Source organism: Ruegeria sp. CDSB029 (assembly GCF_059611125.1).
This window is the reverse complement of record NZ_JBXWOX010000016.1, coordinates 74,545-98,573: the sequence shown is the minus strand read 5'-3', so window position 1 is coordinate 98,573 and position 24,029 is coordinate 74,545. Positions and strand designations below refer to the sequence as shown.

22 protein-coding genes are annotated in these 24,029 nt (G+C 57.0%); 13 read left to right on the top strand and 9 right to left on the bottom strand.

The genetic code is table 11. From position 1 onward, the window contains the following. The first annotated feature begins 34 nt into the window (after positions 1 to 34). The 4 genes from iolD to iolB are packed head-to-tail and all read left to right on the top strand — an operon-like array spanning position 35 to position 4,848. Complete coding sequence (gene iolD, locus AC2FI8_RS17665; protein WP_496780417.1) at positions 35 to 1,867, top strand: 3D-(3,5/4)-trihydroxycyclohexane-1,2-dione acylhydrolase (decyclizing); 1,833 nt, start codon at positions 35 to 37, stop codon at positions 1,865 to 1,867. After that, on the top strand, positions 1,864 to 2,763 hold the full coding sequence (gene iolE / locus AC2FI8_RS17660; RefSeq protein ID WP_496780415.1) for a myo-inosose-2 dehydratase: 900 nt from the start codon (positions 1,864 to 1,866) through the stop codon (positions 2,761 to 2,763). The genes iolD and iolE overlap by 4 nt, the downstream gene beginning before the upstream one ends. A gap of 48 nt (positions 2,764 to 2,811) precedes the next feature. Then, positions 2,812 to 3,993, top strand: a complete 1,182-nt coding sequence (locus AC2FI8_RS17655) for a phytanoyl-CoA dioxygenase family protein (RefSeq protein ID WP_496780413.1) — start codon at positions 2,812 to 2,814, stop codon at positions 3,991 to 3,993. Positions 3,994 to 4,041: 48 nt separating this feature from the next. Beyond that, positions 4,042 to 4,848 carry a 5-deoxy-glucuronate isomerase gene (gene iolB, locus AC2FI8_RS17650; protein ID WP_496780411.1) on the top strand — a complete coding sequence of 269 codons (807 nt, stop codon included), beginning with the start codon at positions 4,042 to 4,044 and terminating at the stop codon, positions 4,846 to 4,848. 9 nt (positions 4,849 to 4,857) lie between these two features. On the opposite strand, the gene AC2FI8_RS17645 is transcribed toward iolB, so the two are convergent. The 3 genes from AC2FI8_RS17645 to iolC are packed head-to-tail and all read right to left on the bottom strand — an operon-like array spanning position 4,858 to position 7,520. Further along, positions 4,858 to 5,697 carry a class II fructose-bisphosphate aldolase gene (locus tag AC2FI8_RS17645; RefSeq protein WP_496780409.1) on the bottom strand — a complete coding sequence of 280 codons (840 nt, stop codon included), beginning with the start codon at positions 5,695 to 5,697 and terminating at the stop codon, positions 4,858 to 4,860. Continuing rightward, a complete protein-coding gene (locus AC2FI8_RS17640) occupies positions 5,694 to 6,530 on the bottom strand; it encodes a 5-deoxy-glucuronate isomerase (RefSeq protein ID WP_496740364.1) in 837 nt (278 codons plus the stop codon). The genes AC2FI8_RS17645 and AC2FI8_RS17640 overlap by 4 nt, the downstream gene beginning before the upstream one ends. A 9-nt stretch (positions 6,531 to 6,539) precedes the next feature. Next, entirely contained in the window at positions 6,540 to 7,520 is a 981-nt protein-coding gene (gene iolC / locus AC2FI8_RS17635; protein WP_496780407.1) for a 5-dehydro-2-deoxygluconokinase, read from the bottom strand. 115 nt (positions 7,521 to 7,635) lie between these two features. Here iolC and AC2FI8_RS17630 point away from each other — a divergent pair, with 115 nt between their 5' ends. Beyond that, the gene (locus tag AC2FI8_RS17630) at positions 7,636 to 8,739 is read left to right on the top strand and encodes a Gfo/Idh/MocA family protein (protein ID WP_496780405.1); all 1,104 of its coding nucleotides are present in this window, start codon (positions 7,636 to 7,638) and stop codon (positions 8,737 to 8,739) included. Positions 8,740 to 8,778: 39 nt separating this feature from the next. Continuing rightward, positions 8,779 to 9,912 (top strand): Gfo/Idh/MocA family protein, encoded by a 1,134-nt coding sequence (locus tag AC2FI8_RS17625; RefSeq protein ID WP_496780403.1) that lies wholly within the window; start codon positions 8,779 to 8,781, stop codon positions 9,910 to 9,912. Here AC2FI8_RS17625 and AC2FI8_RS17620 read toward each other — a convergent pair whose 3' ends face one another. From AC2FI8_RS17620 to AC2FI8_RS17610, 3 genes are all read right to left on the bottom strand, one after another. Beyond that, positions 9,913 to 10,911, bottom strand: coding sequence for a LacI family DNA-binding transcriptional regulator (locus tag AC2FI8_RS17620; protein WP_496780401.1), 999 nt, complete (start codon positions 10,909 to 10,911; stop codon positions 9,913 to 9,915). Positions 10,912 to 11,179: 268 nt separating this feature from the next. Further along, positions 11,180 to 12,019: a hypothetical protein gene (locus tag AC2FI8_RS17615; RefSeq protein WP_496780399.1), complete on the bottom strand. Its 840-nt coding sequence runs from the start codon at positions 12,017 to 12,019 to the stop codon at positions 11,180 to 11,182. A gap of 74 nt (positions 12,020 to 12,093) precedes the next feature. After that, a complete protein-coding gene (locus AC2FI8_RS17610; protein WP_108859779.1) occupies positions 12,094 to 13,008 on the bottom strand; it encodes a LysR family transcriptional regulator in 915 nt (304 codons plus the stop codon). Positions 13,009 to 13,108: 100 nt separating this feature from the next. Between AC2FI8_RS17610 and AC2FI8_RS17605 the strand changes: the two genes are divergently transcribed. The 4 genes from AC2FI8_RS17605 to AC2FI8_RS17590 all read left to right on the top strand — a co-directional run bounded on the left by AC2FI8_RS17605 (position 13,109) and on the right by AC2FI8_RS17590 (position 17,225). Further along, the gene (locus tag AC2FI8_RS17605; protein ID WP_472725086.1) at positions 13,109 to 14,068 is read left to right on the top strand and encodes a tripartite tricarboxylate transporter substrate binding protein; all 960 of its coding nucleotides are present in this window, start codon (positions 13,109 to 13,111) and stop codon (positions 14,066 to 14,068) included. A 69-nt stretch (positions 14,069 to 14,137) separates the two neighbouring features. Beyond that, entirely contained in the window at positions 14,138 to 14,605 is a 468-nt protein-coding gene (locus AC2FI8_RS17600; RefSeq protein ID WP_109310957.1) for a tripartite tricarboxylate transporter TctB family protein, read from the top strand. Between the two features lie 6 nt (positions 14,606 to 14,611). Next, complete coding sequence (locus tag AC2FI8_RS17595; protein ID WP_496740357.1) at positions 14,612 to 16,126, top strand: tripartite tricarboxylate transporter permease; 1,515 nt, start codon at positions 14,612 to 14,614, stop codon at positions 16,124 to 16,126. Then, positions 16,119 to 17,225, top strand: a complete 1,107-nt coding sequence (locus AC2FI8_RS17590) for a lyase family protein (protein ID WP_496780397.1) — start codon at positions 16,119 to 16,121, stop codon at positions 17,223 to 17,225. The genes AC2FI8_RS17595 and AC2FI8_RS17590 overlap by 8 nt, the downstream gene beginning before the upstream one ends. A 63-nt stretch (positions 17,226 to 17,288) precedes the next feature. On the opposite strand, the gene AC2FI8_RS17585 is transcribed toward AC2FI8_RS17590, so the two are convergent. Genes AC2FI8_RS17585 through AC2FI8_RS17575 form a run of 3 tightly spaced genes read right to left on the bottom strand, consistent with a single transcriptional unit; the run spans position 17,289 to position 21,006 of the window. Further along, positions 17,289 to 18,065, bottom strand: coding sequence for an enoyl-CoA hydratase-related protein (locus tag AC2FI8_RS17585; protein WP_496725091.1), 777 nt, complete (start codon positions 18,063 to 18,065; stop codon positions 17,289 to 17,291). A gap of 2 nt (positions 18,066 to 18,067) precedes the next feature. Next, on the bottom strand, positions 18,068 to 19,381 hold the full coding sequence (locus AC2FI8_RS17580) for a ferric reductase-like transmembrane domain-containing protein (RefSeq protein ID WP_496780395.1): 1,314 nt from the start codon (positions 19,379 to 19,381) through the stop codon (positions 18,068 to 18,070). Further along, positions 19,381 to 21,006 carry an amino acid adenylation domain-containing protein gene (locus AC2FI8_RS17575; protein WP_496780393.1) on the bottom strand — a complete coding sequence of 542 codons (1,626 nt, stop codon included), beginning with the start codon at positions 21,004 to 21,006 and terminating at the stop codon, positions 19,381 to 19,383. The genes AC2FI8_RS17580 and AC2FI8_RS17575 overlap by 1 nt, the downstream gene beginning before the upstream one ends. Positions 21,007 to 21,159: 153 nt before the next feature. Here AC2FI8_RS17575 and AC2FI8_RS17570 point away from each other — a divergent pair, with 153 nt between their 5' ends. From AC2FI8_RS17570 to AC2FI8_RS17560, 3 genes are all read left to right on the top strand, one after another. Continuing rightward, positions 21,160 to 21,990, top strand: coding sequence for a DUF6502 family protein (locus tag AC2FI8_RS17570; protein ID WP_496780391.1), 831 nt, complete (start codon positions 21,160 to 21,162; stop codon positions 21,988 to 21,990). A 2-nt stretch (positions 21,991 to 21,992) separates the two neighbouring features. After that, positions 21,993 to 22,862 carry a DUF5666 domain-containing protein gene (locus tag AC2FI8_RS17565; RefSeq protein ID WP_496780389.1) on the top strand — a complete coding sequence of 290 codons (870 nt, stop codon included), beginning with the start codon at positions 21,993 to 21,995 and terminating at the stop codon, positions 22,860 to 22,862. A gap of 257 nt (positions 22,863 to 23,119) precedes the next feature. Then, positions 23,120 to 24,004 (top strand): phytanoyl-CoA dioxygenase family protein, encoded by an 885-nt coding sequence (locus AC2FI8_RS17560; RefSeq protein ID WP_496780387.1) that lies wholly within the window; start codon positions 23,120 to 23,122, stop codon positions 24,002 to 24,004. Positions 24,005 to 24,029 lie beyond the last annotated feature (25 nt).

The following is a 24,029-nucleotide window of genomic DNA, read 5'->3' as shown; positions in this document are numbered from 1 at the left end:
CTGGCCGGGTGGCCATGTGTTGAAAGGGATCAATATGGGCAAAACTATCAGACTGACCGCAGCGCAAGCTCTGGTTCGCTACCTGGGCGCGCAGATGAATGAGGCCGGAGAGCCGTTTATCGCAGGTGTCTGGGCTATTTTCGGCCACGGTAACGTGGCTGGCCTGGGTGAGGCACTGCATGCTGTGAAAGACAGCCTGCCGACCTATCGCGGCCATAACGAACAGACGATGGCGCATTGTGCTATCGCGTATGCGAAGCAGATGCGGCGCACGCGCGCGATGGCGGTGACGTCGTCCATCGGGCCGGGCGCGACCAACATGGTGACAGCCGCCGCCTTGGCGCATGTGAACCGGTTGCCGGTGCTGATCATCCCCGGGGACATCTTCGCGACGCGTGGTCCTGATCCGGTGTTGCAGCAGATCGAGAGCTTTGGGGACGGAACGGTCAGCGCGAACGACTGTTTCAAACCTGTCAGCCGTTACTTCGACCGCATCTCAAGGCCAGAGCACCTGCTAACCGCTCTGCCAAGGGCTTTCCGCACGATGACGGACCCGGCCGACTGCGGACCGGCAACACTGGCCTTCTGTCAGGATGTTCAGGCCGAGGCCTACGACTATCCTGCAAGCTTCTTTGAGCCCCGCGTCTGGTATCAGCGTCGCATTCGCCCCGACGAAGGCGAACTGGCCCGCGCCGTCGCTGCCATCAAAGCGGCAAAGCGCCCGGTTATCGTGGCGGGTGGCGGAGTTCACTATTCGGGCGCGACGGACGCGTTGCAGAGTTTTGTGGAAACGCACAATATCCCGATCACTGAGACACAAGCAGGCAAATCCGCCCTGGCATGGGATCATCCACTGAACCTTGGACCCGTGGGCGTGACCGGTGGCGAACCGGCAAACTCGGTCTGCGCTGAGGCTGATCTGGTATTGGCAGTTGGCTCTCGCCTGCAGGATTTCACGACCGGCTCGTGGGGTCTGTTTTCGAACCCACAGCGCGAAATGATTTGCCTGAATACCGCTGCCTATGATGCTGAAAAGCACGGCGCGATGCCCCTGCAGTCAGATGCGCGCGTTGGGCTTGAGGAGCTGGGTTCGGCTTTGCAAGGACACCGTGCCGATCCTGTGGCAGATACGCTTAAGGCTGATTGGTATGGCAAGGTCGACAAACTGACCGATGCCCCTGGCGATGGGAATGCGTTACCGACCGATATGCAGGTGGTTGGTGCGGTCCAGCGTGCCTCGAACAACGATACTGTCGTCATGTGTGCGGCGGGCACCATGCCCGGAGAACTGCACAAGCTGTGGAAGGCCCCGCGTCCGGGTGCCTATCACATGGAATATGGTTTCAGTTGCATGGGGTATGAGATTGCTGGTGCGATGGGCATCAAGATGGCGCAACCGGATCGCGATGTGATCTGCTTTACCGGCGATGGCACCTACATGATGGCGAACTCGGAAATGGCTTCGGCTGCGATGATGGGCATCTCGTTCACCGTGGTCATTACCGACAATCGCGGCTTTGGCTGTATCAACCGTCTGCAGATGGGCACAGGTGGAGCCGAGTTTAACAATCTGCTGGATCATGCCGTGCATGAGACCCCCTCTGCTATCGATTTCGCGGCCCATGCGGCGGCGATGGGGGCGACTTCGATCAAGGTCACTTCGATTGCCGAGCTGGAAGACGCGCTGGCCAAACGTGGCGAAGTCAAAGGGCCTTACGTGGTGGTCATCGACACCGATCCGTATCCGTCGACCGAGTTCGGCGGTACATGGTGGGAAGTGGCGGTGCCTGAGGTCAGCATCCGTCCTGAAGTGAACGAAAAACGCGCGGCTTATGAGCTGGCGATTAAGGAAAGAAATACGAAATGAGCGTGAAAATCGGGATTTCTCCGATCGCCTGGCAGAATGATGACCTGCCGGACCTGACCGCGGCGTATACGATGGAACAGGCGCTGAAAGAGGCGCGTGAGATCGGATACACCGGTGTGGAGCGTGGTCAGCGGATGCCCAGCGATACCGAAGGGTTGCGTGCCTATCTGGAAGGCAATGACATCGCGCTCTGTGGCGGGTGGTGCTCGGGTAGCTCGCTGGTCAACGATTTCGAGGCGGAACGTGAGGCTGTGCGGGAACAGGTTGAACAATTCGTGGCCCTGAACAGTCCGTGTATCGTCTATGCGGAATGCTCGAACACCGTGCAGGGTCAGGCTGGTACGCCGGTGAACAACCGGTCCAAGCTATCTAAAGACGAAGTGTTAGCCTATGCCGCCAAGATCACCGAACTTGCCAAATGGATGGCCGACCAGGGTATGCCGATGGCCTATCACCATCACATGGGTACCATCATCGAGACCGAAGATGACGTGAACTGGTTGATGGAAGGTTCGGGCCCGGAGGTGAACCTGTGCTTTGACACAGGACACTTGTTGTTTGGCGGCGGCGATGTGATGGCGACCCTCAAACGCTGGGGCGATCGTGTGCATCAAATGCATTTCAAAGATATCCGCCCGGCTGTGGTGCAGGACGTAAAGGAGAATGATCGCAGCTTTCTCGATGCGGTCGTCGCCGGAGCATTCACCGTACCAGGTGACGGGTGTATCGACTTTCAGGCCGTGGCGAATGCGCTCAAATCCTTGGATTACAACGGATGGATCGTTGTGGAGGCCGAACAGGACCCGGCCAAGGCTCCGCCATACGAATATTCCAAGAAAGGCTACGAGCACATTCTCGACGTCTGTGGACAGGCAGGATTGGAGGTCCAGTCGTAACAAATCTCCCTACGGGGTTAACACCGAAGCCATGAAAAGGAGAAGATCATGGTAAATCAGCAGCTAGGTTTTGTCGGCTATTTCGACCGGGAATCCTGTGATCTGGATGAATTCAAGGTGTTGACCTCGCAGAACCTTACAGCCGATGTCGTCCCGTACGCCACCACGATCGAAAAGAACGTTCCAGTTTATGACATGGACGAGTTGCGCCCTGCGCTGGAAAACGTAGGTAAGCGCAAGGCTCTGCTGGCCGAGTGGGGACATGTGTTGGACAAATCGTCGGGCGTGATCGTTCTGAAACGTGCGTTCGCCGATACGTCCGTAATAGACCGCGCAACCGATGTCTTTCGCCAGATCATAGTTGACGAAAGACAAAGCGGCGCGGGAGAGGGTGACCACTTTGCGGCGTCCGGGGCCAATGATCGGATCTGGAACGCCCTGCAAAAGCAATGTCTGCGCGACCCCGAGGGCTTTGCCCTCTATTTCGGGAACACGGCTGTTGCTGCAGCCTGCGAGGCGTGGTTGGGGCCAAACTATCAGGTCACGGCACAGATCAATCAAGTGCGTCCAGGCGGTAAAGCGCAGCAGGCGCACAGGGATTACCACCTTGGATTTCAGAGCGCAGAAAGTGCTGCGCGCTACCCCGCACATGCACATCTGGTCACGGCATCACTGACGTTGCAGGGGGCGGTCGCCCATTGCGATATGCCGGTCGAAAGCGGGCCAACCAAACTGCTGCCGTTCTCACAGCTCTATCCGCCGGGCTACCTGGCGTTTCATGACGAGGGCCACCGCGCGCATTTCGAAGACTGCTATATCCAGTTGGCGCTGGACAAGGGGGATGCTGTGTTCTTCAACCCGGCACTGTTCCATGCGGCTGGTGAAAATCGCAGTGCGGATATCGACCGGATGGCGAACCTGCTGCAAATCTCATCCGCCTTTGGCCGCGCAATGGAAGTTGTTGACCGACGGTCTATGTCCGAGGTGGTGTTTCCATCGCTTGTTGCGTTGAAACAGCGCGGCGCGTTGGTCGCTTCCGAATTGGACGCGGCCATTGCTGCCACAGCCGAGGGGTATCCCTTCCCAACCAATCTGGATACGGACCCGCCCGTAGGTGGCAACGCCCCGGAAAGTCAGGCCGATATTCTGCGTCGTGCTGTGTCTGAAGGCTGGACCGAAACACAATTGGCCGAGACGTTCTCGGCACTGCAATCAAGGCAAGCCGCCTGAGACAATAAGGGCGGGTTAGTCAAACTCGCCCAATACGGAGAAGAAAACATGGCTGACCTACTCAAAAAGCCCTTTGGGCGTCGAGGTAAAGTGCATGACATCACTCCGGCCAGTGCCGGGTGGCGCTATGTGGGGTTTGGGCTTTACCACCTTCGGGCAGGCGATACAGTGGCCGAGGCAACGGGTGATCGCGAGGTCATTCTGGTCATGGTCGAGGGCAAGGCCCGCATCGCCGGAGCTGAGCGGGACTGGGGTGTTCTGGGCGATCGGATGAACGTTTTTGAGAAGACGCCGCCGCACTGTCTTTATCTGCCGGACGGCACAGAATGGACGGCCACAGCCGAAACGGATTGCGTGATTGCAGTGTGTACAGCCCCGGGCAAGAGTGGTCACTCTGCGCGACGCATCGGCCCCGAAGGCATTACTTTGACCGAGCGCGGCAAGGGCGTAAATACGCGCTATATCAACAACATAGCGATGGAGAATGAGGACTATGCTGACAGCTTGCTGGTGACCGAAGTGTTTACGCCAAACGGGCATTGGTCATCGTATCCCAGCCATCGACACGATGAAGATGATTTTCCGCGGATCACCTATCTGGAAGAGACCTACTACCACCGTCTGAACCCGGCGAATGGGTTCGGGATTCAGCGTGTCTATACCGATGATGGGCAGTTAGATGAGACTATGGCTGTTTCCGATGGCGATGTTGTTTGCGTGCCCCGCGGTCATCACCCATGCGGCGCACCTTATGGGTTCGAGATGTATTATCTGAACGTTATGGCCGGACCGCTGCGCAAGTGGCGCTTTGTTCCGGCCCCCGAAGTTGAATGGATCATGGAGCGAGACGCGTAACGCCCATGCCTACCTTTGTGCGGGGGCACCAAAGGCCCGAATGACCATGCGGGCTGCCGCCTCAACCGGGTCGTGGGTCTCTTTCAGGATCGTCACGCGGTCAAATCTGTCAGGGTCTCGGTTGACTGCCTCGCGCAGCGCGTTGCCAAATGCCATGCGCAGTTCTGTCCCGATATTGAACTTGCAGATCGACGTTTCCCGCGCCAACCGGCTGCGTTGTTCCACAGGCACGCCAGAGCCGCCATGAATGACCAACGGAACACTTGTCGCAGCGTCGATTTCGGCAATGCGGACCTCATCCAAACCACCTTCTTTGTTCTGTTGCAGATGAACGTTTCCGACTGAGATGGCCATTGCGTCCACGCCGCTTTCACAAGCGAACTGCGCGGCCTCGTTTGGGTCTGTCCCGTTCGATCCTTCGCCGCCGGAATAGCCGACAAAGCCGATCTCACCTTCGCAGGAAATACCGGCCGCATGGGCCATTTCTGCAATGGCTGCTGTTTCGTCGATGTTTTGCTGCAATGGCTTACGCGATCCGTCGAACATCAACGACGTGAACCCGCTGTCCAATGCGATCTTGCAGTCCTCGAATGTATAACCGTGATCCAGGTGGGCCACGACCGGAACCGAGGCACTTTCCGCCAGGAAGCGAAACATCTTACCCAAAACAGGCAGGGGTGTGTGCTCGCGACAGCTTGGGCCGGCTTGTAGGATCACCGGCGCATTTTCAGCCTCGGCTGCGGCTACATAAGCGCGCATATCCTCCCATCCCAGCGTAACAAGCCCGCCAACAGCGTAGCCGTTTTCGTATGCGGGGGTGAGGACGTCTTTGAGCGTGGCGAGGGTCATTTGAATTTGGCAATCATGTCTTTGATGCCCGGAATGGTCTCGACCTGATAGGCATGGGTTGGTTGAAAGTACTGAACCAGCGAACGCTGAGTCAGACCGCCCAGGATGGTGAAATAGTACATCTCGTATCCCGGCAGAACACAGCAGGGGTGGTACCCCTTGTCGATGCAGATCGTTGAGCCGTCGACGATGTGGTACGCATCGCCCGGTTCGTTGTCCTCACGCTGCAACATCTGAAGGCCCGATCCCCAGTTGGGTTTGAAACGGAAATTGTAGGTCTCATCGTGCCGCGTCTCGTCGGGCAGACGGTTCGTGTCATGCTTGTGGCTGGGGAAGCCGGACCAACCGCCCTGACCCACGGTGAACAGCTCACTGATCAGCAGACGACCCACTTTGTCGTGCTGTTTCTGGCCGAGGATGTGTTTAATTTTGCGATGAGTTTTCGTGTCGTCGCTGCCGTATTGCACAAGGTCGTGTTCACGCACATCGAACGGAACCAGTACCTTGTCGTACTTGGCGCCCGCTATGAAGATTTCGGTTTCATCCGACACGCAGACCAGTTGGACCTTAGCGCCGACCGGCACATAAACGCCTTCCGGATCCCCATCCCAGACGTCTTCGCCCCGCTTGCCCAGCTTGGCGAACTGCTCGCCTTCTACATCGACATCGACACTGCCCGTGGCAGGTACGATACACGTCTCATAACCGGGCACCTGATACTCGAACGCTTCGCCTTTTTTCAGTTTGACGATGTTGAAGTAATTCAGCGGAACCGTTGGATCATCGGCGTCGACGATCGGTTTGTTCTGATTGTCATAGGGAGCGATGTGCATGAGAGGTTCCTATGTCGTTGGGCCGGGATGGGCGGCAAGAAATGCGTCCAGTTCCGGAGTTGTTGGCATGGCCGGAGCGCAGCCGGGCTTGGACACTACGATTGAGGCGCAGGCTGAGCCGCGCATAGCCGCATCCTTAAGCTCGCTTCCAGCGGCGATCGAGGCCAGCAGGCCAGCCATGAAACTGTCGCCAGCACCGTTGGGTTTGACTGCTGTGACGGGATAGATGCCGGTTTCGATTTCCTGATCATCGAGCAAAGTGACCGCGCCCTTTTCGCCCATCTTGTAGATCACGATCCGGCCCGGTTTCGCCGCCAACTCCTTGGCTTTGGCGAAGCCTTTGTCGATGTCGCCTGCCATGAACCCAAATTCTTCGTCATTGCCGACGATTAGATCGCTTGCTTCGCCTGCGCGAGACAGGACTTCTGCGGCGACCTCCGGTGATGGCCAGCTGTAGGGGCGGTAGTCTATGTCAAAGATCACCGGCAACCCCGCCTTGCGGGCGTTGTCGAACGCGCGAAACGTGGCGCTGCGCGAGGGTTCAGCGGCAAACACCGTTCCGGCAGATATCACGGCTGAAAATTTGCCGTAGTCGACCTTGTCCATGTCATCCTCGGTCACCTGAAAGTCGACTGCGCCGTTGCGGTAGATGACGTTCTGGAATTCTTCGATCCGGCTTTCGTAAACGGCCAGAGACATGCGGTATTCACCACCGACGACGCGGATATAGGACGTGTCTACACCGTAGTGAGCAAGTTTATTCAGACAGAAGCGGCCAACCGCATCATCTGAGACCGAAGTGATCAAGGATGCCTGGCTGCCCAATTTGACCAGCCCCGCGCAGATATTTGCCGATGAACCGCCCAGATCGGCGTGAAACGTGTCGGCGTCTTCGCTTTTAACACCAACGGGATCGGCATACAGGTCCATGCCCGCGCGTCCAAAGACCGCGAACCGGTTTCCTTTGATACCGTCTATCAAAGCGCTCACGTCATGTCCTCCGGCAAAAATGGGCTGGCGAGGATCGTTGGTCCTTGCGTTGAATCGATTCACACGATACTGATTTTGCAACCGGTTGCAAATACATTGTTCGGAGCCGTTGCAGATGCCTGAAATCGGAATTGGAATAATCGGCGGTGGCTATATGGGCAAAGCTCATTCAGTCGCGATGTCAGCCGTAGGCGCAGTGTTCAACACAGCCTTGCGGCCACGACTTGAGATGATCTGCGCCTCCACGCCCGAAAGCGCCGAGCGATACCGCGCGGCTTACGGCTTTCGTCGCGCGACCTCGGATTGGTCTATGCTGGTCAATGACCCGGCAGTGGATGCTGTCGTGATTGCCTCGCCTCAAACAACGCACAGACAGATTGCAGAGGCCGCGTTAGCCTTGGGCAAGCCTGTGTTGTGCGAAAAACCCCTCGGATCTTCTTTGGATGATGGGCGCGCAATGGTTGCCGCGGCCGAAGCCACGGGCGTCACCAATATGGTCGGGTTCAACTACGTCAGAACGCCCGCAACACAGTTTGCCCGTCAGTTGATAGCCAACGGTGAATTGGGGGACATAACCTGGTTTCGCGGCGAGCATACTGAGGACTTCTATGCCGACCCCGACGCTCCGGCTACATGGCGAACGTCCGGAATGGCCAACGGTACAATTGGGGATCTTGCCCCACATATGGTCAACGGTGCTTTGGCCCTGATCGGTCCGATTGTCGAGGTTATGGCCGAAGTCGAAACGGTTCATAGTGAACGCCCAGGCGGCACTGTCACCAATGATGACCACGCGCAGATCATGTGCCGTTTTGCCAGCGGCGCGATGGGAAATATCTATGTCAGCCGGATCGCGACGGGACGAAAGATGGGCTATGCCTATGAAATTACAGGCACCAAAGGCGCGATCCGGTTCGATCAGGAAGATCAGAACGCCCTGTGGCTCTATCGGCGCGAAGGACCAGAGGAAGAAAGGGGCTTCACCAAGATCCTGACGGGTCCGGCGCACCCCGATTATGAACCTTTCTGTCAGGGCCCCGGTCATGGAACAGGTTATCAGGACCAGATCATCATCGAGGCCAAAGATTTTCTTGAGGCCATTCATACGGGCAAAACGATTTGGCCCACATTCCGTGATGGGCATGAGGTCAACTGCGTCCTTGCCGCCGCGCTGAAATCGTCAGAGCAACGGCAGTGGCAGGACGTCAGCACTGTCTGAACACAAAAACTAAGAGATCATCTAAGAGAGACGAGAACCATGGCAAAGCTGAAATGGGGCATGATTGGTGGTGGTGAAGGCAGTCAGATCGGACCCGCACACCGGTTGGGGGCGTTGGCGGATGGGATGTTCGAATTCGCTGCGGGTGCTTTGGATCACCGACCCGATGTTGGGCGAGAATATGCGCAACGATTTGGAGTGGCGTCGGATCGCGCCTATGGCGACTGGCAGGAAATGCTGGCCGGGGAAAAGGACCGCCCCGACCGGGTTGATCTGGTGACCATCGCCACTCCGAACTCCACCCATTTTGAGATTGCCAAAACGTTCCTTGAAGCCGGGTTCAATGTGCTTTGCGAAAAGCCAATGACAATGACCGTGGAAGAGGGCGAAGAGATCGTTCGCGTTGCAGAGGCCTCGGACAAGATTTGTGCGGTGAATTATTGCTACTCTGCTTATCCGATGGTGCGCCAGGCGCGTGCGATGGTTCGCGCCGGGGATATTGGCAAGGTTCGCCTGGTTGTGACGAATTTCAGCCATGGCCACCATGGTGACGCGACTGACGCCGATAACCCGCGGGTGCGGTGGCGCTATGATCCGGCGATGGCGGGTGTGTCTGGCCAGTTCGCAGATTGCGGTATCCATGCGCTTCACATGGCCAGCTTCATCAGTGACGATGAAGTTAAGTCCCTGTCTGCCGATATGGCATCGACCATTTCAAGCCGCGAACTTGAGGACGACGCCATGGTCAACTTCCGGACCGAAGGCGGTGCTGTCGGGCGTTTGTGGACCTCTTCGGTGGCAATTGGGCGTCAGCACGGGTTTGACATTCAGGTCTTTGGCGAAACCGGAGGTCTTCGCTGGACGTCCGAGCAGCCCAATCAGTTGATCTATACGCCTGTAGGTAGCCGCACGCAGATCATCGAAAAAGGCGAAGGCGGTCTTCACGATGATGCGCAACGATTGTCCCGTGTGGCGATCGCCCATCCCGAAGGGTTCCCGCTGGCCGTCGCCAACATCTATTGCGATCTTGCCGATGCTATTCGCGGAGAGGCGCGTGATGGTCTGCCGACACCTGCCGACGGAGTGCGGTCGATTGCAGCCGTGCATGCCGCAGTGGCTTCGGCGAAAAATGACGGGGCATGGATGGACGCGCGCCCGCCAATGTTTCGCTGATCAGGGTCGGGGTCGCAGTGTGCCCCGCTCGATTACACGGCAGGGGAAAATACGGGCCTCGGGGTAACGCTCGGGGTCTTTCAGCATCTCTTCGACCAGATCGACGGAGGCGGTAATGATTTGCTTGATCGGCTGATGAATCGTCGTCAGGTCCACGCTTTCCCAGCGCGACATCTCCATGTCGTTCAGGCCGATGATGCCGATATCTTTGCCCGGTTTCAGCCCGTGATCGGACAATGCGGACAGGGCACCTATGGACAGAATATCGTCGCCGCAAAAGTACCCTTCTGCAGGGCCATCCGCCAGTTGCTGAAGCATTTCTTCTCGCCCGGCTTCAAATGAATAGGCGCCTGCGAAGCAATGCGTCACTTCGAGTTCAGAGTGCTTTTCAAGTTCTTCCATGAAGCCGCGATACCGATCCATCGACGATGTCGCATCTTTCGGGCCGCCCAGATAGCCGATTCGACGATACCCCCGCGACGACAGTTCGCGCGCGGCCATGCGCCCACATTCAACATTGTCGATGCCTACAACATGTACCTCTGGCGACGTCGCTGATCGACCGAAAGTGTGTACAACCGGAACACCTGCATCGTGGAACGCCTTGGCAAAGCTGGGGGGCAAGGTAGATGAAGCGACGATGGCAGCATCCACAGAATACTGCCGCAGCATCCGGACCGAGTTTGTCGGCTCAGTTTCATCGGTCAGGTTCACAATCAGCGGACGCAGGCCGCGTTCCTGCAGGGCGCGGGTGAACTGGTCAAAGACCTCAAGAAAAATGGGGTTGTGGAAGTTGTTGGAAATCAACCCGATCAACTTGGTGCGTCCGGTTGTCAGCGAAGAAGCCAAGGCATTCGGGCTGTACCCCAGTTCGGCTGCAGCCTTTTCCACTTTGCTACGTGTCTTTGGTGAGACGGACGCGCCTTCCGTAAAGGTCCGCGACACGGCAGAGCGGGATACACCGGCCAGCGCGGCCACTTCTTTGAGGGTCACACTCATGGCTGGCACCGATAGGTTCGGGGATGGCTTTCAGTCAAATTCATGGGAAAATACTACGCCTTATTGCGTTAGATTTGCAATCGGTTGCAACGCTGTACTGAAAAGACGTTGGGTTCCTTGCAAAGGGGCATGCCAAGGCTTTGGCACTCGGACTTGGTTGCAATCTGTGGGTTTAGGCGTTGTGTCGAAGGTGGTATCAGCAGGCGCACCGTACCTAACAACACTGACATTGCGTGGCCAGCAACTTGAGAATACCCCTTTTCCGACCTCATTGAAGCAATGACCATTCAAGACGGTTATCTCCGCACACTTCAGCCCGAACGCGCATTGCCCCGCCTTTGGTCGGCGCAGTAACGATTGTTCCTTCTTTGACTGGCGACAAGGGTTTTGTTGTCCATCGCAGCCTTTGATCAGGTGTAACATTCTTAAGAGGGCGCTGCAGGCTGGGTTCTTCGTAAAAAACGGGGCGGTGAGGTGCATAAACGTTCAGGGACGTCATCTTGTAGGCAGTGAACACATCAAACGGCTTGCTCCGTTTTATGGCTGCCCGCATGGAATTTCGCCACGCCTCCAGACCTGCTGGTGACATATAGAGAATAGCTATTGCGCCAGCCATAGAATGCAGCCTCAGCCAATTACTGTTCTCAGTCGAAGCGAGTGCAAGGTTGTAATGCGCGCGGTGGCCGAAGCGTTGAACATAGCGACGTGTCCAGGGAAAGCAGCCGAAGGGAGAAACCCCCAAATAAACAATGTCCGTACCTTTTGGAATTTCGGAAATGGTCAGGTCTTCGGTCAACGCGGAGACATCATCTTCCAGAAACAATGCCGGGAGCGTTTTGATTGACTCAAACGCTGCAAGGTGGGCGCGGGCGCAGTTTAAGGCATGGCTTTGTCCGGTGCTGCCTTCTGAAAATGAAAAACTTATGCCGTGCTTGTTCATCAAGTTGGTCATATGAAGCCGCCTGCTTTTGTTATCGGGTAAATTGATGACCCGGCAGTCTGCAACGATTGCGCTCAACTTCTTCATTTTGGTGTCCGCCAGCTGCGCCACGCAATTCGCGCAGCCGATGAATGATTGTGGATCGGAGATTTCAAGATGCTTGAGCATCGGATCTGTTGCAATCGTTGCTTTGGCCTAGGCGGGGCATGGGACATGGACGTGAATCCGCCTGACATGGACTGTCAGGCAAGAGCTAATGTTGGGCTGTTCTTGCATAGCTCGGACGCCTGCCAAAAAAGAACATCCTCAAAATCCTGAAGCGCCTGTGATTTCTCCTGCGTCGCGGGGTACAGCAGGCCAAAGGTCATCCACCGCTCCGGTGCGATCGGAACCAGGGCCAGACGTTCTTTTGTTTCCTGTGCTGCGACCAACTCGTCAGCAATGGTTATACCGGCGCCTTCCGCGACAAGCGAACAGGCAAGCTGGGACGCCGCGACTTCGCAGGTATGTCTGGGATTGACGCCCGCAGACCGGAAGATGTCATCAAGCTGTTCGCGTAATAGAAGCCCGTTCATCAGTCGAATGACCGGCTCGCGGGCGAGATCAGTGGCGGTTACCGACTTGCGATCAGACAATGCATGCGCAACAGGCAAAACAGCCTGCGCCCGGACCCGCAGCAGGGGTTTTGTCCTGACGCCCGGATGCTCGACCGGCAATGCCCCGATGCCGATGTCATATTCACGTCCGGCAAGCCATTTGCTGGCTTCGCGCCGCGCCCGGATATCCAAGGTTACGTTTGTATCAGGGTGGGCTTGCAAAAACATCGCAAGTGCGGGGGCCGAAATTGCCCGGGCGATACGCGGCATCGTGACCACGCGCAGTGTTTCTGTACGTCCGGCTTTGATCTCTGCAGCGATGCGGGGCACTTCATCAAGGTTGTCCAAGATACGCCCCGCTTCACGGTAGAACGCCAAACCTTCACGTGTCGGCGTCAAGTTGCGGCCACTGCGGTCAAACAGGGTCAGGCCCAATTCTGCCTCAAGCCCGGAAATCAGTCGGCTGATTGCAGGCTGACTCAGGTGCAGGATTTCGGATGCGGCCACGAGCGTTCCTTCGGAAAGGGTTGCACGAAAGGCGCGAAGGGCTTTGATATTCATTAGGCGGACTCTTTACGATTTTGCAAGATAAGATAACATCTTTGCATTTTTATTAACACTGAATTTAAGCTAATTTTGATCGCATCTTAGGGAGGATGCTATGAAGCGTAGAACAATTCTCACTGCTGTTCTGGCGGCAGTAACCGTGACTGCAACAGCAACAGCAAGTTTCGCAGCCGACTGGCCGAAACGTCCGATCAACCTGGTTGTTCCTTACAAAGCCGGCGGCGGTACAGACGCTTATGCCCGCGCTATTTCGGCAGCAGCCGAAGGCATTCTGGACGTTCCAGTTGTCGTCGTGAACAAGCCCGGTTCGGGCGGTCTGAATGGTGCGAACTCGGTCGTGGGTGCACGCCCTGACGGCTATACATTGATGATGACTTCGGGCGGTTCGTTCCTGTTGTCGACCATGACACGTGACACCGATATAGATGCGCTGGACAGCTTTGAGTTTGTTGCTCAGGTCGGTCAGCTGCAAACGTCGCTGATGGTGCCGCTGAACAGCCCGTTCGAGTCCGTTCAGGACGTGATCGACGCGGCCAAAGCCAACCCCGGTCAACTGCGTTGGGCCCATTCGGGTCGCGGAGGCTTCCACCACGTTGGCGGCATGGGCTTTCTGGCCAGTAACGACATCGAAGCTCAGGACGTACCGTTCAAAGGTGGCGGACCGACCCGTGCGGCACTGATCGGTGAACAGGCTGACTTTGGTTTCCTAGGTGTTCAGCAACTGGCCGGGTTTGAAGAGCAGCTTCGCGCCCTGGCGGTCAACAGCCAAGAACGTGATGGCATCATGAAGGACGTGCCTGCGTTTGGTGAGCTGGGCATCCCGTTTGCCGCTGTTTCTTCGCCGGTGATCGTGTTCGCCCCGAAGGGCACACCGGCCGAGGTCGTTGCCGCGATGGAAACTGCGCTGGAGCAGATCGCCGCGAAACCCGAATTTGCCGAACTGCTGGCCTCGCGCGGAACAGGCCCGGTCTATCAGAATGGTGCGGACGCCAAAGCAACGCTGTCCGCCATGAAAGAGGACGCCGCTCCCCTGGTCGAAAGTCTGACCAACTAAAGTCCTCGGGGCCGGGTGGATATTCTTCCCCCGGCCTTTTTGTATCTAACGCAATCAGGGAGGAACGATATGCGCGCCTATGCAGAAGGCCTTGTGCTTGCCCTTATTTCCATCGTTGCCATTTGGGGCGCCTGGCAAGTGCCAGCAGCTTCGCCAGGGGATACCTGGGCTGGCATCGTACCATTTTCAGCATCCATCGCACTGCTGTTTCTTTCCGGCCTGTTACTGTTAGGTGCCGTCCGTCAACCGGCTGGCGATACCGGTCAGGAACAGGATAACGGCGCAACCCTGCAGATCATCGGTCTGTTCATCATCGCCCTAATCTATCAGCAGTCATTCCGCTGGTTTGGTTATCTTTTGCCAACAGCGATCGCTGCGCCGGTCGTTTTGTACTTCTTCGGAGTTCGCAGCTGGATCGGTCTGGCGGTTTCCGTCGTTCTGTGCCCGTTGATCTTCCACCTCATCTTTTTTGTGCTGCTTGGTGTGTACCCGCCCTATGGCGAGGTCTTTGACCTGCTCAGCTGGATACAGGGGTAAATCGTCATGGAAATTTTTCCCGCACTTCTTTCGGTCATAACCGACCCCAGTTTGCTGTTTGCCATCGTGTTGGCCGCAGCTGTGGGCATGGTCGTTGGGGCCACGCCCGGTCTGACCGCATCGGCAGCGATTGCCATGCTGCTGCCCATCACCTTTTACATGTCGCCACTATTCGCGCTCGCCTTCCTGTATGTGATCGGTAAATCCGGTCGCTATGGCGGATCGATCGCGGCAATTCTGTTCAACACGCCGGGCACTGCGGCCAGTGCCGCGACACAGATTGACGGTTATCCCCTTGCGCGCGCTGGGCAGGCTGGAAAGGCGATGAAGGTCGCGACCATATCATCAGTCATCGGTGACCTCATGGGGGATATCCTGCTGGTCGTCGGTGTCGGTTTCATTGCGGCTATTGCCCTGAAGCTTGGCCCGCCAGAAACCTTTGCGATCTACTTTGCAGCCTTCGTGGTCATCGGTTCGGTCATCGGCAGCTCAATCGTCAAAGGATTGGCATCTGCCCTGATGGGTATTTTGATCGCCATGGTCGGATTGGACCCAATCTCAAGCGAAGAGCGCTATACCTTTGGCTCGTTCGACCTGTCCAACGGGATTGGCCTTGTGCCCCTGATGATCGGTGTATTCGTTTTGGGAGAGGTCTTTGCCCAGTTGGAAACGCGCCGCAAGGCAACCGGTGAAACCAAAGAAAATGAAAGCACGGAAGACGGCAACAGCCTGACATGGGAAGAGTACAAACCTTGCTTGCCCCATGCGTTCCGCGGTGGCTTCATCGGTGCAGGCATCGGTGTGCTGCCAGGTCTGGGTTCAGCTATTGCGGCCTTCATTTCATACGGTGAAGGCAAACGCCGCGCCAAAAATCCCGAGAAGTGGGGCAAGGGCGCGCTGGAAGGTGTCGCAGCACCCGAAGCTGCAAACAACGCGGTGTCCGGTCCGTCGATGGCCCCGCTGCTGACGCTGGGCATCCCGGGTTCGACAATTGGTGCGATCCTTTTGGGTGTTTTCCTGATCCACGGCATCCAGGTCGGACCAACCCTGTTCCTGACCGACAAAGAACTGGTCTACAAACTGTTCGCCTGCGGGATGTTGGGTATCGTGGCCTATGGTCTGATCGGTTACTTCGGTGCCACTCAGGTTGCGCGAATTATCCTGAAGATCCCGACCAATGTCCTGTACCCGCTGATCTTCCTGACCGCGTTTGTCGCAGCTTATTCTGCACGTGGATCAATGTTTGACGTCACAGTCATGACTTGCGCGGGCTTTGCCGGATGGCTGATGCGGAAATACGACTTCAACGTTGCGGCATTTGTCATTTCGTTCGTGCTGGCCAAAGGTGCTGAAGAGACATTCCGTCAGTCGTTGCTGATGTCGGAGGGTGGCGCCCTGATCTTCGTTGAACGTCCGATCGCTTTGGCCTTCCTGGTCATCGGCGCAGGGGCAATTGCCTACCGTATCCGCGGGATCATGAAAGAGCGCAAGATCGCGAAGGGAGCATTAGAAGATGCTTGAGCACTCCCTCTATCGCGACTGCTTTTCCAGCGCCGATATGCGGTCCGTCTGGTCGGAACACGCCACGATCTCGGCCTGGTTGAAGGTTGAACAGACACTGGCCCGTCACCAGGCGTTGGAAAACCTAATCCCGCAAGAGGCTGCAGATGCGTTGGATGCGGTGTCAGTCTGCAATCTGGATACCGAGCGGTTGCACGAAGACATGATGCTTGTCGGGCGCCCGATCGTTGGTCTTGTCGAACAATTGCGAAGGCAGGTCGGCGACCATGCGGAAAAGGTCCACTATAGGGCGACAACGCAGGACATTATGGACACCGCTCTGGCCCTGCAAATGAAGATCGGTCTGGAGCACATCCAGACCGGACTGCAAAGACTGACCACCGCTATTGAGCAACACATCGATCAGCTTGGTGATACTATCATGATCGGTCGCACGAATGGACAGCATGCCTTGCCCATTCGGGCCGAAACTAAACTGACCGTCTGGAAAGTTGAACTACAGCGGCGGGCACAAGCGTTGGAAGAAGCAGGCGTTCGCGGCCTGAATGTCCAAATTGGTGGCCCCGTTGGCGATCTGCGCGGTTACGAAAACGGGACCGGGCATCGCATCAAGGAAGGTGTTGCAGCCACCCTGGGTCTGAACATGGTGGAACCCCATTGGCAAAACGCCCGTGACGGGCTTGCCGATGTTGTAACTGCGCTGGGAGGGCTGTGTGCGACGCTTTGCAAGATCTCGCATAATGTAAACCTGTTGTCCTCATCGGATATTTCCGAATGGTCCGAGGTGCATGAAGCCGGTAAAGGCGCGTCTTCGGCCATGGCGCACAAACAGAACCAGCGCGCGTCAGAATTCGGAGAGGCCGTCGCCCGGCTTGGACGACAGCGGGCCGAGCAAATCGGTGAATTCACCACCCATCAACACGAACGTTCGGGTGGTATGTGGATCGGCGAATGGATCGTCATCCCAGAGACGTTCTTGCTGACTTCGGGCGCTTTGTCATGGGTCGAAACGATCTTTGCGAACCTGGTTGTGGACTCTGAATCCATGGCCCGCAAGGTTTCCGACTTTGAGTATAGCACGGCTGGGAAAACGCACTGAAGCGATAAGACTGGTCATATCACCGCTCGTTTTCCGAGCGGTGATTGACGATGCGGGATAAGATCACAGAGTCCTGCGCCTGAACTGTGGCTTTCGCTTTTCCAGAAAGGCATTCATGCCTTCTTGTTGGGCCGGCAATCCATAAAGCGCGTGATACATCTGCCGCTCGAACCGCAAACCCGATTCAAGTGTGCTCTGGTCGGCCATGTTTACGCAGGTGCGCGCCATATTGACGATATCATCAGCGTAATCTGCAATGGTTTCGGCCACCTCTTGTGCTGTGTCCAAAAGGGTATTCTGCGTGACAACCCGACTGACCAAGCCCATCTGCAGGGCCTCTGACGCGTCGATCATGCGCCCGGTCAGGATCATGTCCATAGCTCTGGCACGACCGATCAGCCGTGTAAGCCGCTGCGTGCCACCAATGCCGGGAATGCAGCCGATTTTGATTTCGGGCTGGCCGAATTTGGCAGTGCCCGAGGCCAGAATGACGTCACACATCAGCGCAACTTCACATCCACCGCCCAAGGCATAGCCACTGACCGCCGCCACCTTGGGCAGGCGAAGCGCTGCAAACTTATCCCATTCGGCAAAGTAGTCACTTGCTTGCATAGTTGCGTAGGTTTGCACCGCAAGCTCGCCGATATCTGCCCCGGCGGCAAAAGCACGATCACTGCCCATAAGGATCAAGCAGCCGATGCCGGGATCCTTGTCGAACGCGGTCGCGGCGGCCAGGACTTCGTTCATGAGTTGAGTGTTCAACGCGTTCAGCTGATCGGGACGGTTGAAGCGGATCGTTGCGACCCGCCCCCGTGTTTCGGTTTCAATTGTCTCAAACATGATCAGCTATCCCAAATTGCGCCATAGGCGGGAATGCCAAGGCTTTCCATGTCATGCACTACCTTGCGGGTCAGCTTTTGGTTCGAGATCACGATGACCGCCTCAGCCCCACTGTCGCGAACGGCTTGCATGGCTAGGGCCGACAGATTAGGTTTGCCGTCTTCGTCGGTGTCCCAGATCAAAGGCTGCTCTGTGTTGGCCTCGATCTCATCCACCAGCGCGTCACCATAGGTTTTGCGCGGGCTGCGGGTGGACCAGATCAGACGGTTTGGCACATCCTTGGCCAGCAGATGCGGCAGGATTGGTCCGATGCCTGAACCGGTGCCCACATACACCACCTTTTTGAACAACACTTCGATCCGTGCGACACCTGATGTGGTGATACCCTTGACCCAAACCTTCTTGGGCGGATTGTCGATAAAACGCCCGGTCCAGTCGCCCGCACGGCTGATGGCCAATCGGTAACCCGGCTGGTCCGGGGATGGGATATTGGCGAATGAGTGATACTCGCCAAACGGGGTGTGGCTGATCGCGTTCGAACTGCCGGGGAACGGAGTATCTCCATAGTCAAACTGCGCAATCACCGCATGGTTCGACGGCTTTTCGATCCGGACATTCACGCGTTTCAGGGTCAGCCAAGGGGACAGGATCGACAGGGTGATCAGGCAGAGCATCCAGAAGGCCGGGCTGTGCAACAACATGCCCCCCATGTCCTTTGTGATCGAGATCGTTTGCGCCCAGAACAATCCCAAAACCGTCCAGCCGATAAAGCGGTGCGTTTTCTCGAACGCATTGTGAAACCGCGCGCGGATCGGGCCAAGGGCTGAAATCACCATCAATGTCATCAAGACAATCATTGTGGCGCTCAGGCCCAGTGTCAGGTCTGAAGGCACGGCGGCGCCGTTGGAGCGGTTCCAAATCATCGCAAACAGAAGAAAGCCGAACCAGATGGTCCCAGTGACGGTGCCGCCGGAATGCAACCCGCCAAAGTGGAAAACCTTGCCGGCCCTCCAACGGATCCAAAGTGGCCATGATGTGGGAATGCGTGTGGCCAGCCAGAACAGGGCGTTGACCACCCGCTGTTGTCGGATCAGGATGCCAACACTGAGGTTGATCAGCGCCATATCCGCAATCGGACCGAGCGTGAATGCATTCTCAGCGAACCAAGTCCCATCGCGCAATCCAAACCCAAAGACGGCCAGATTCACCAATGCAACAAGCATTACCAGGCGGCGGTATTCCATCAGGGCCGGGTGGCGGGTCACCCGCCGCCAGTTCAGGCCACCTGTGTCAAGATTTGTCGTCTGCGTCGTCATCAGTTCAACTCCGCACCAGTTGTCGCGATATGGGTGCGCGCGAGATCCAGCAGTAGACGCTTGTCCAACTTGCCGCGCGGAGTGCGGGGCAGCGTGTCCATCGGGACCACAACGGCGGGGCTGCAGTAATATGGCAAGCGATCCGAGACGGATTGCGCCGCCTGCTTGGGGCAGGCCGACGACGGTGAGATAAAGCTGACCAGATTGCGGCTGTCATATTGCAACGTCACCGCTTGCTGACAGCAGGGCGAGGCCTCAAGCGCGGATGTAACGCCGTCCAGCTCAACCCGAAAACCCCGTACTTTGACTAGGTCGTCAACGCGCCCGAAATGTTCTAACTCACCGGTCTTCGTCCAGCGTCCCAGATCACGGGTGCGGAACATCATATGTCCCGGCCGGAATGGGTCGGGTCGGTAACGCTCGGCTGTCAGTTTGGGGTTGGCGAGGTAACCGGCTGTGACGCAATCGCCGCCAGCCCACATCTCGCCCTTTTCGCCGATGGGCAAAGGGCGCAGGTTGTCGTCCAGAACATAGACCGTGTTGTTCGGTGTCGGGCGCCCGATCGACAGAACCGGTTTGTCGGGGTGATGCGGTTCGGCCGTATTGATGATGGTGGTCTCGGTCGGACCACAGGAATTGTAGAAAGTGCATTTGGTTGACCAGCGATCGGCCAGCGGGCGGGGGCAGGGTTCGCCCGCTACGGCGACAGCTTTGACCTGCGTGCAGCGGGTCTGGTCCAGCGCATTCAGGATCGAAGGCGTGGCGATCAGCACATCCACCTTCTCGGCCGTTTCCTGAATCGATTTGCCACGGATCACCAAAGTTGCGCCATTGGACAAAGCGCCAAGGATCTCCCACGCGGCCATGTCGAATGAGATCGACAGGATCTGTCCGACCCGCAAGCCCGGTCGCATCCCCAGATCCCCGGGGGCGGTCAGCAAGATATTGGCCAGGTTCCGATGGTTGACCTGTACGCCATTTGGAACGCCGGTTGTGCCGGACGTAAATAATATCATCGCCAAATCGTCGGGGCTGGCCCGATAGGCAGGGCCGGGGGCCGGTGCGTCCAGCATCGGGTCAAACATCGTCGTATCAATTGTGATCAGGGTCTGATCCAATCCAACGGGGATTTGGTCTGTCAGTTCGCTTAGACTGAGGATTATTTTTGCACCAGTTACCTTCGCAACATGGCGTAATGCTTCCGTCGGCGCGACACCAACATGCTGCGGAATATAGGCGGCCCCAAGCTTTATGGCGGCGACGATACCTACGACCATCTCGACCGAACGATGCAGGAACAGGCACACCGCGTCGCCGCGTTTCACGCCATGGGCGCGCATGACATTTGCCAATCGGTTCGAGGCCTCGTCCAGCGCCCGGTAGCTAAGGTTATGGTCCGCGCATTCCACCGCGGTGGCATCGGGTTGATCTCGCAACGACTGGCGCAGCGCGTTGGCGATGGTGGCATAGCGTGGTGGAACCTGCGGGCCCCAACCAAAGGATAGAAACAGCTCTTGATCTTCGGGGCTGAGCGCGTCCAACGCACCCGGTTTTTTTGTGCGGGTTAAATCGGTTTGAGACAGGGGGGGGTAGTTTGTCTGGGGATCGGTTGCGATAAGGTGCATGGCATTCTCCAGTTCAAGAAGGGGTCACACCTTAGTGATAATGGGAAAAATTCCCATTAAAGATCACATTCGATCACATTTTGAACACGAAAGCGTTGAATTCGTTAATTCTAGGAAAATGTTATCAACTACCAATCCGTGACGAGTTCCCAAATGTCGAATGATCCCAAACCTCCTCTTGAAACCGCCCTGTCTGCGTTGCTGGTCCCACTGGCGCAGGCAATGGTTGCGCATGGGGTCACGCTTGGCACCGCGACCGAAGCGCTCAAACTAGCCCTGCTGACGGCAGCTGAGCAAAGCACAGATGGAAAGCTAAGCGACAGCCGCGCCAGCCTGTTGACGGGCCTGCATCGCAAGGATGTCAAAAGGCTGCGCAACACCGACGATGATGCCCCTTTGAAACGCAGTTGTAATGCGGCGGCACTGGTTATCAGCTTTTGGTCGACGACGCCCGAATTTCTGGACGAATTGGGCGCGCCTCGGATTCTGAGCCGTAAAGACGACGAGACTGGACCGGGATTTGATGATCTGGTGCGGCGCGCGCGCGTGGACATGGCCCCAGGTACTGTTCTGGAAACCTTGATCGACCAAAAGAACGTGGAACTGGTCGAAAAAGGCAATCTTCGTCTATTGTCCCAAGCCTTTCTTCCTTCTGCTGGCAGCGCTGAACAAGTGGCGGCCTACGAGGCGACGCTGTCTGCGCATTTGGCAGTGGCAACACAGAACCTGCTGGCAGAACCGGATGCCCTACGCAATTTTGACCGTGCGGTGCGGTATTCTCATCTGTCGTCAGAATCGATTGAAGAGTTGCGTCTACTCTCGTCAGACAGAGCGCAAAGGCTGCTGCAAGAGATCAATTCCTTGGCCCGCGAGCTGCAGGATAAAGACAGTAATGGCGATCACAGTGGTCGATTTGCAGCGGGCGCTTTTGTCCTGCCCTCGCCGCAAAATGCGCCAAGTAAAAACACGAAAGAGGATGAGTAGGCATGGGTGTGTTTCTTCGTGTGCTCGCGGCGTTTTTTATGGTGTCTTGGCTGCCTGCTCCGATTCAGGCCGAAGACAAAGGTGAAACTGATCGTGAAGGTGGCATTATCGGCACCGGTATCGTGGGCACGATCACCCATCTGGGCAGCATCCATGTAAATGGGCAGCATATTTTGTTCGATGGCCACATGCCGGTTGCCGACTCGGTTCCTCTGATCACTGCGGGCGAGTTGAAGCCGGGTCATACCGTTGCGGTTGTTGTAACTCAGGAAAATGGTGGGTGGCACGCAAAACACATCCGTCAGGTCCTGCCGCTGGTCGGACCAGTGTCCAGCGTGCAGGACGGCAGGATATCGGTTCTTGGGACCGAAGTTGCGTTTGAACAGCGTGCAGACATTCAGGTCGGCGATTGGGTCGCTATCAGCGGATTGTGGCAAGGTCAGTCAGTGCGCGCTTCACACATTGAAAAACTGACAAGCAATGGGCATCAGGCGCGGTTGTCCGGCACATATCTTGGGTCTGACACCCAGGACCGGACTGTGATCGGGGCAAGCGTTGTCAGTGGGCTTGAGCCGCAACATCTGTCGGCGGGTGATCTTGTCCGGGTCGTCGGGCAGTCAACACGCGAAGGGATCGAGGCCGAGCGTCTGGAATTCGGGCTGTTCTCCGGTGCGGTCGGCATTGTTCAGGTCCAAGGCTATTTCTCGGAACCCCAGCCCAGCGGGCTGTATACGGTGCTGGGAAGCGGTTTGATCGCCTATAGCGATCAGCCCGAGATGATAGACCCGAACACCCGTGTTATCCGCTGCGGCGATGGTGGCGGGTTGGTGAATGCGGGCAGCACAGGTGTCTTTGCACAGCTGGGATGCTGAAATGGGAACTACGGTATTTGGCGTACGTGCGACTCTTTTGATCCGGGGGGGCAGGGGGTGCCCTCGATCCAATCACGGGGTCGGATCAGCGTGGATCAGGCCGGCGTATTGAAAGCACGAAAGCGTGTCAGAAATGAAACGCGAGGTGACTTGCCCCAAAGGCAAAGCTGAACTTATCGTCGCAGATAGGATAAGCGCCCTGCGGGCAGCGCAGGGTAAAAACTCTGGGAAAGCAAGTTGTCAAAAAGGTATGCCAGATGTCAGAAAGCACCCCAACGCGCGACGTCGCACTTAGCCAGGCGCAATCCGACAAATATTGGGAGGATGGGTTTCTTTTCCCGCTAACCATCTTTTCCGAAAACGAGGCCGCCGCAACCCGTGCTGAGCTTGAGCGGATCGAGCGGGAATGGCTTGGCGCAGACCTGCCCTTGCCGCTGAACACTTACAAACGGGTCAATGCGCATCTGGTGATGCCGCTGGCGGCGCAGGTCGCGATGAATCCTCGTGTTCTGGATGTGGTCGAAGGTGTTCTAGGGCCGGACATCATGGTCTGGTCCGCCGAGTTCTTCGTCAAAGAACCCCACACCGCCCACACCGTTGGGATGCACCAGGACTTGACCTATTGGGGGATGGGCGAAACCCCGGATCAGGTCACCGCCTGGATTGCGCTTTCGCCGGCAACGGTCGAAAGTGGATGCATGGATTTTGTGCGCGCCAGCCACAAGAACCCGATCCTTCCGCATAACGATACGTATTCAGACACCAATCTTCTGTCGCGCGGACAAGAGGTTGCAGTGGATGTCGCCGAGGAAGACAAGACCCACATCGAATTGGCGCCAGGGCAGATGTCCCTGCATCACGGGCTGACGATCCACGGTTCGGGTCCCAATCAATCGGGTGACCGGCGAATTGGTCTTGCTATCCGTTATCTCAACCCGAATGCCAAGCAGCTGGTTGCAGAGCGAGACTATGCCATGCTCGCGCGCGGGCAGGACGGCCAAAGCAACTTTGTTCACGTTGAGCCACCAACCGAGTTGTTTTCTGCCGATGCGCTAGCGCTGTATGAAAAGGTTCGCAGCGATCAGAGCAAAGCGCTTTCGGAAGGCGCAAAGGGATCGGTGCCTCTGTACGCGTCGACCTAAAACTATTTGCGCAGGCGTCGGTCAA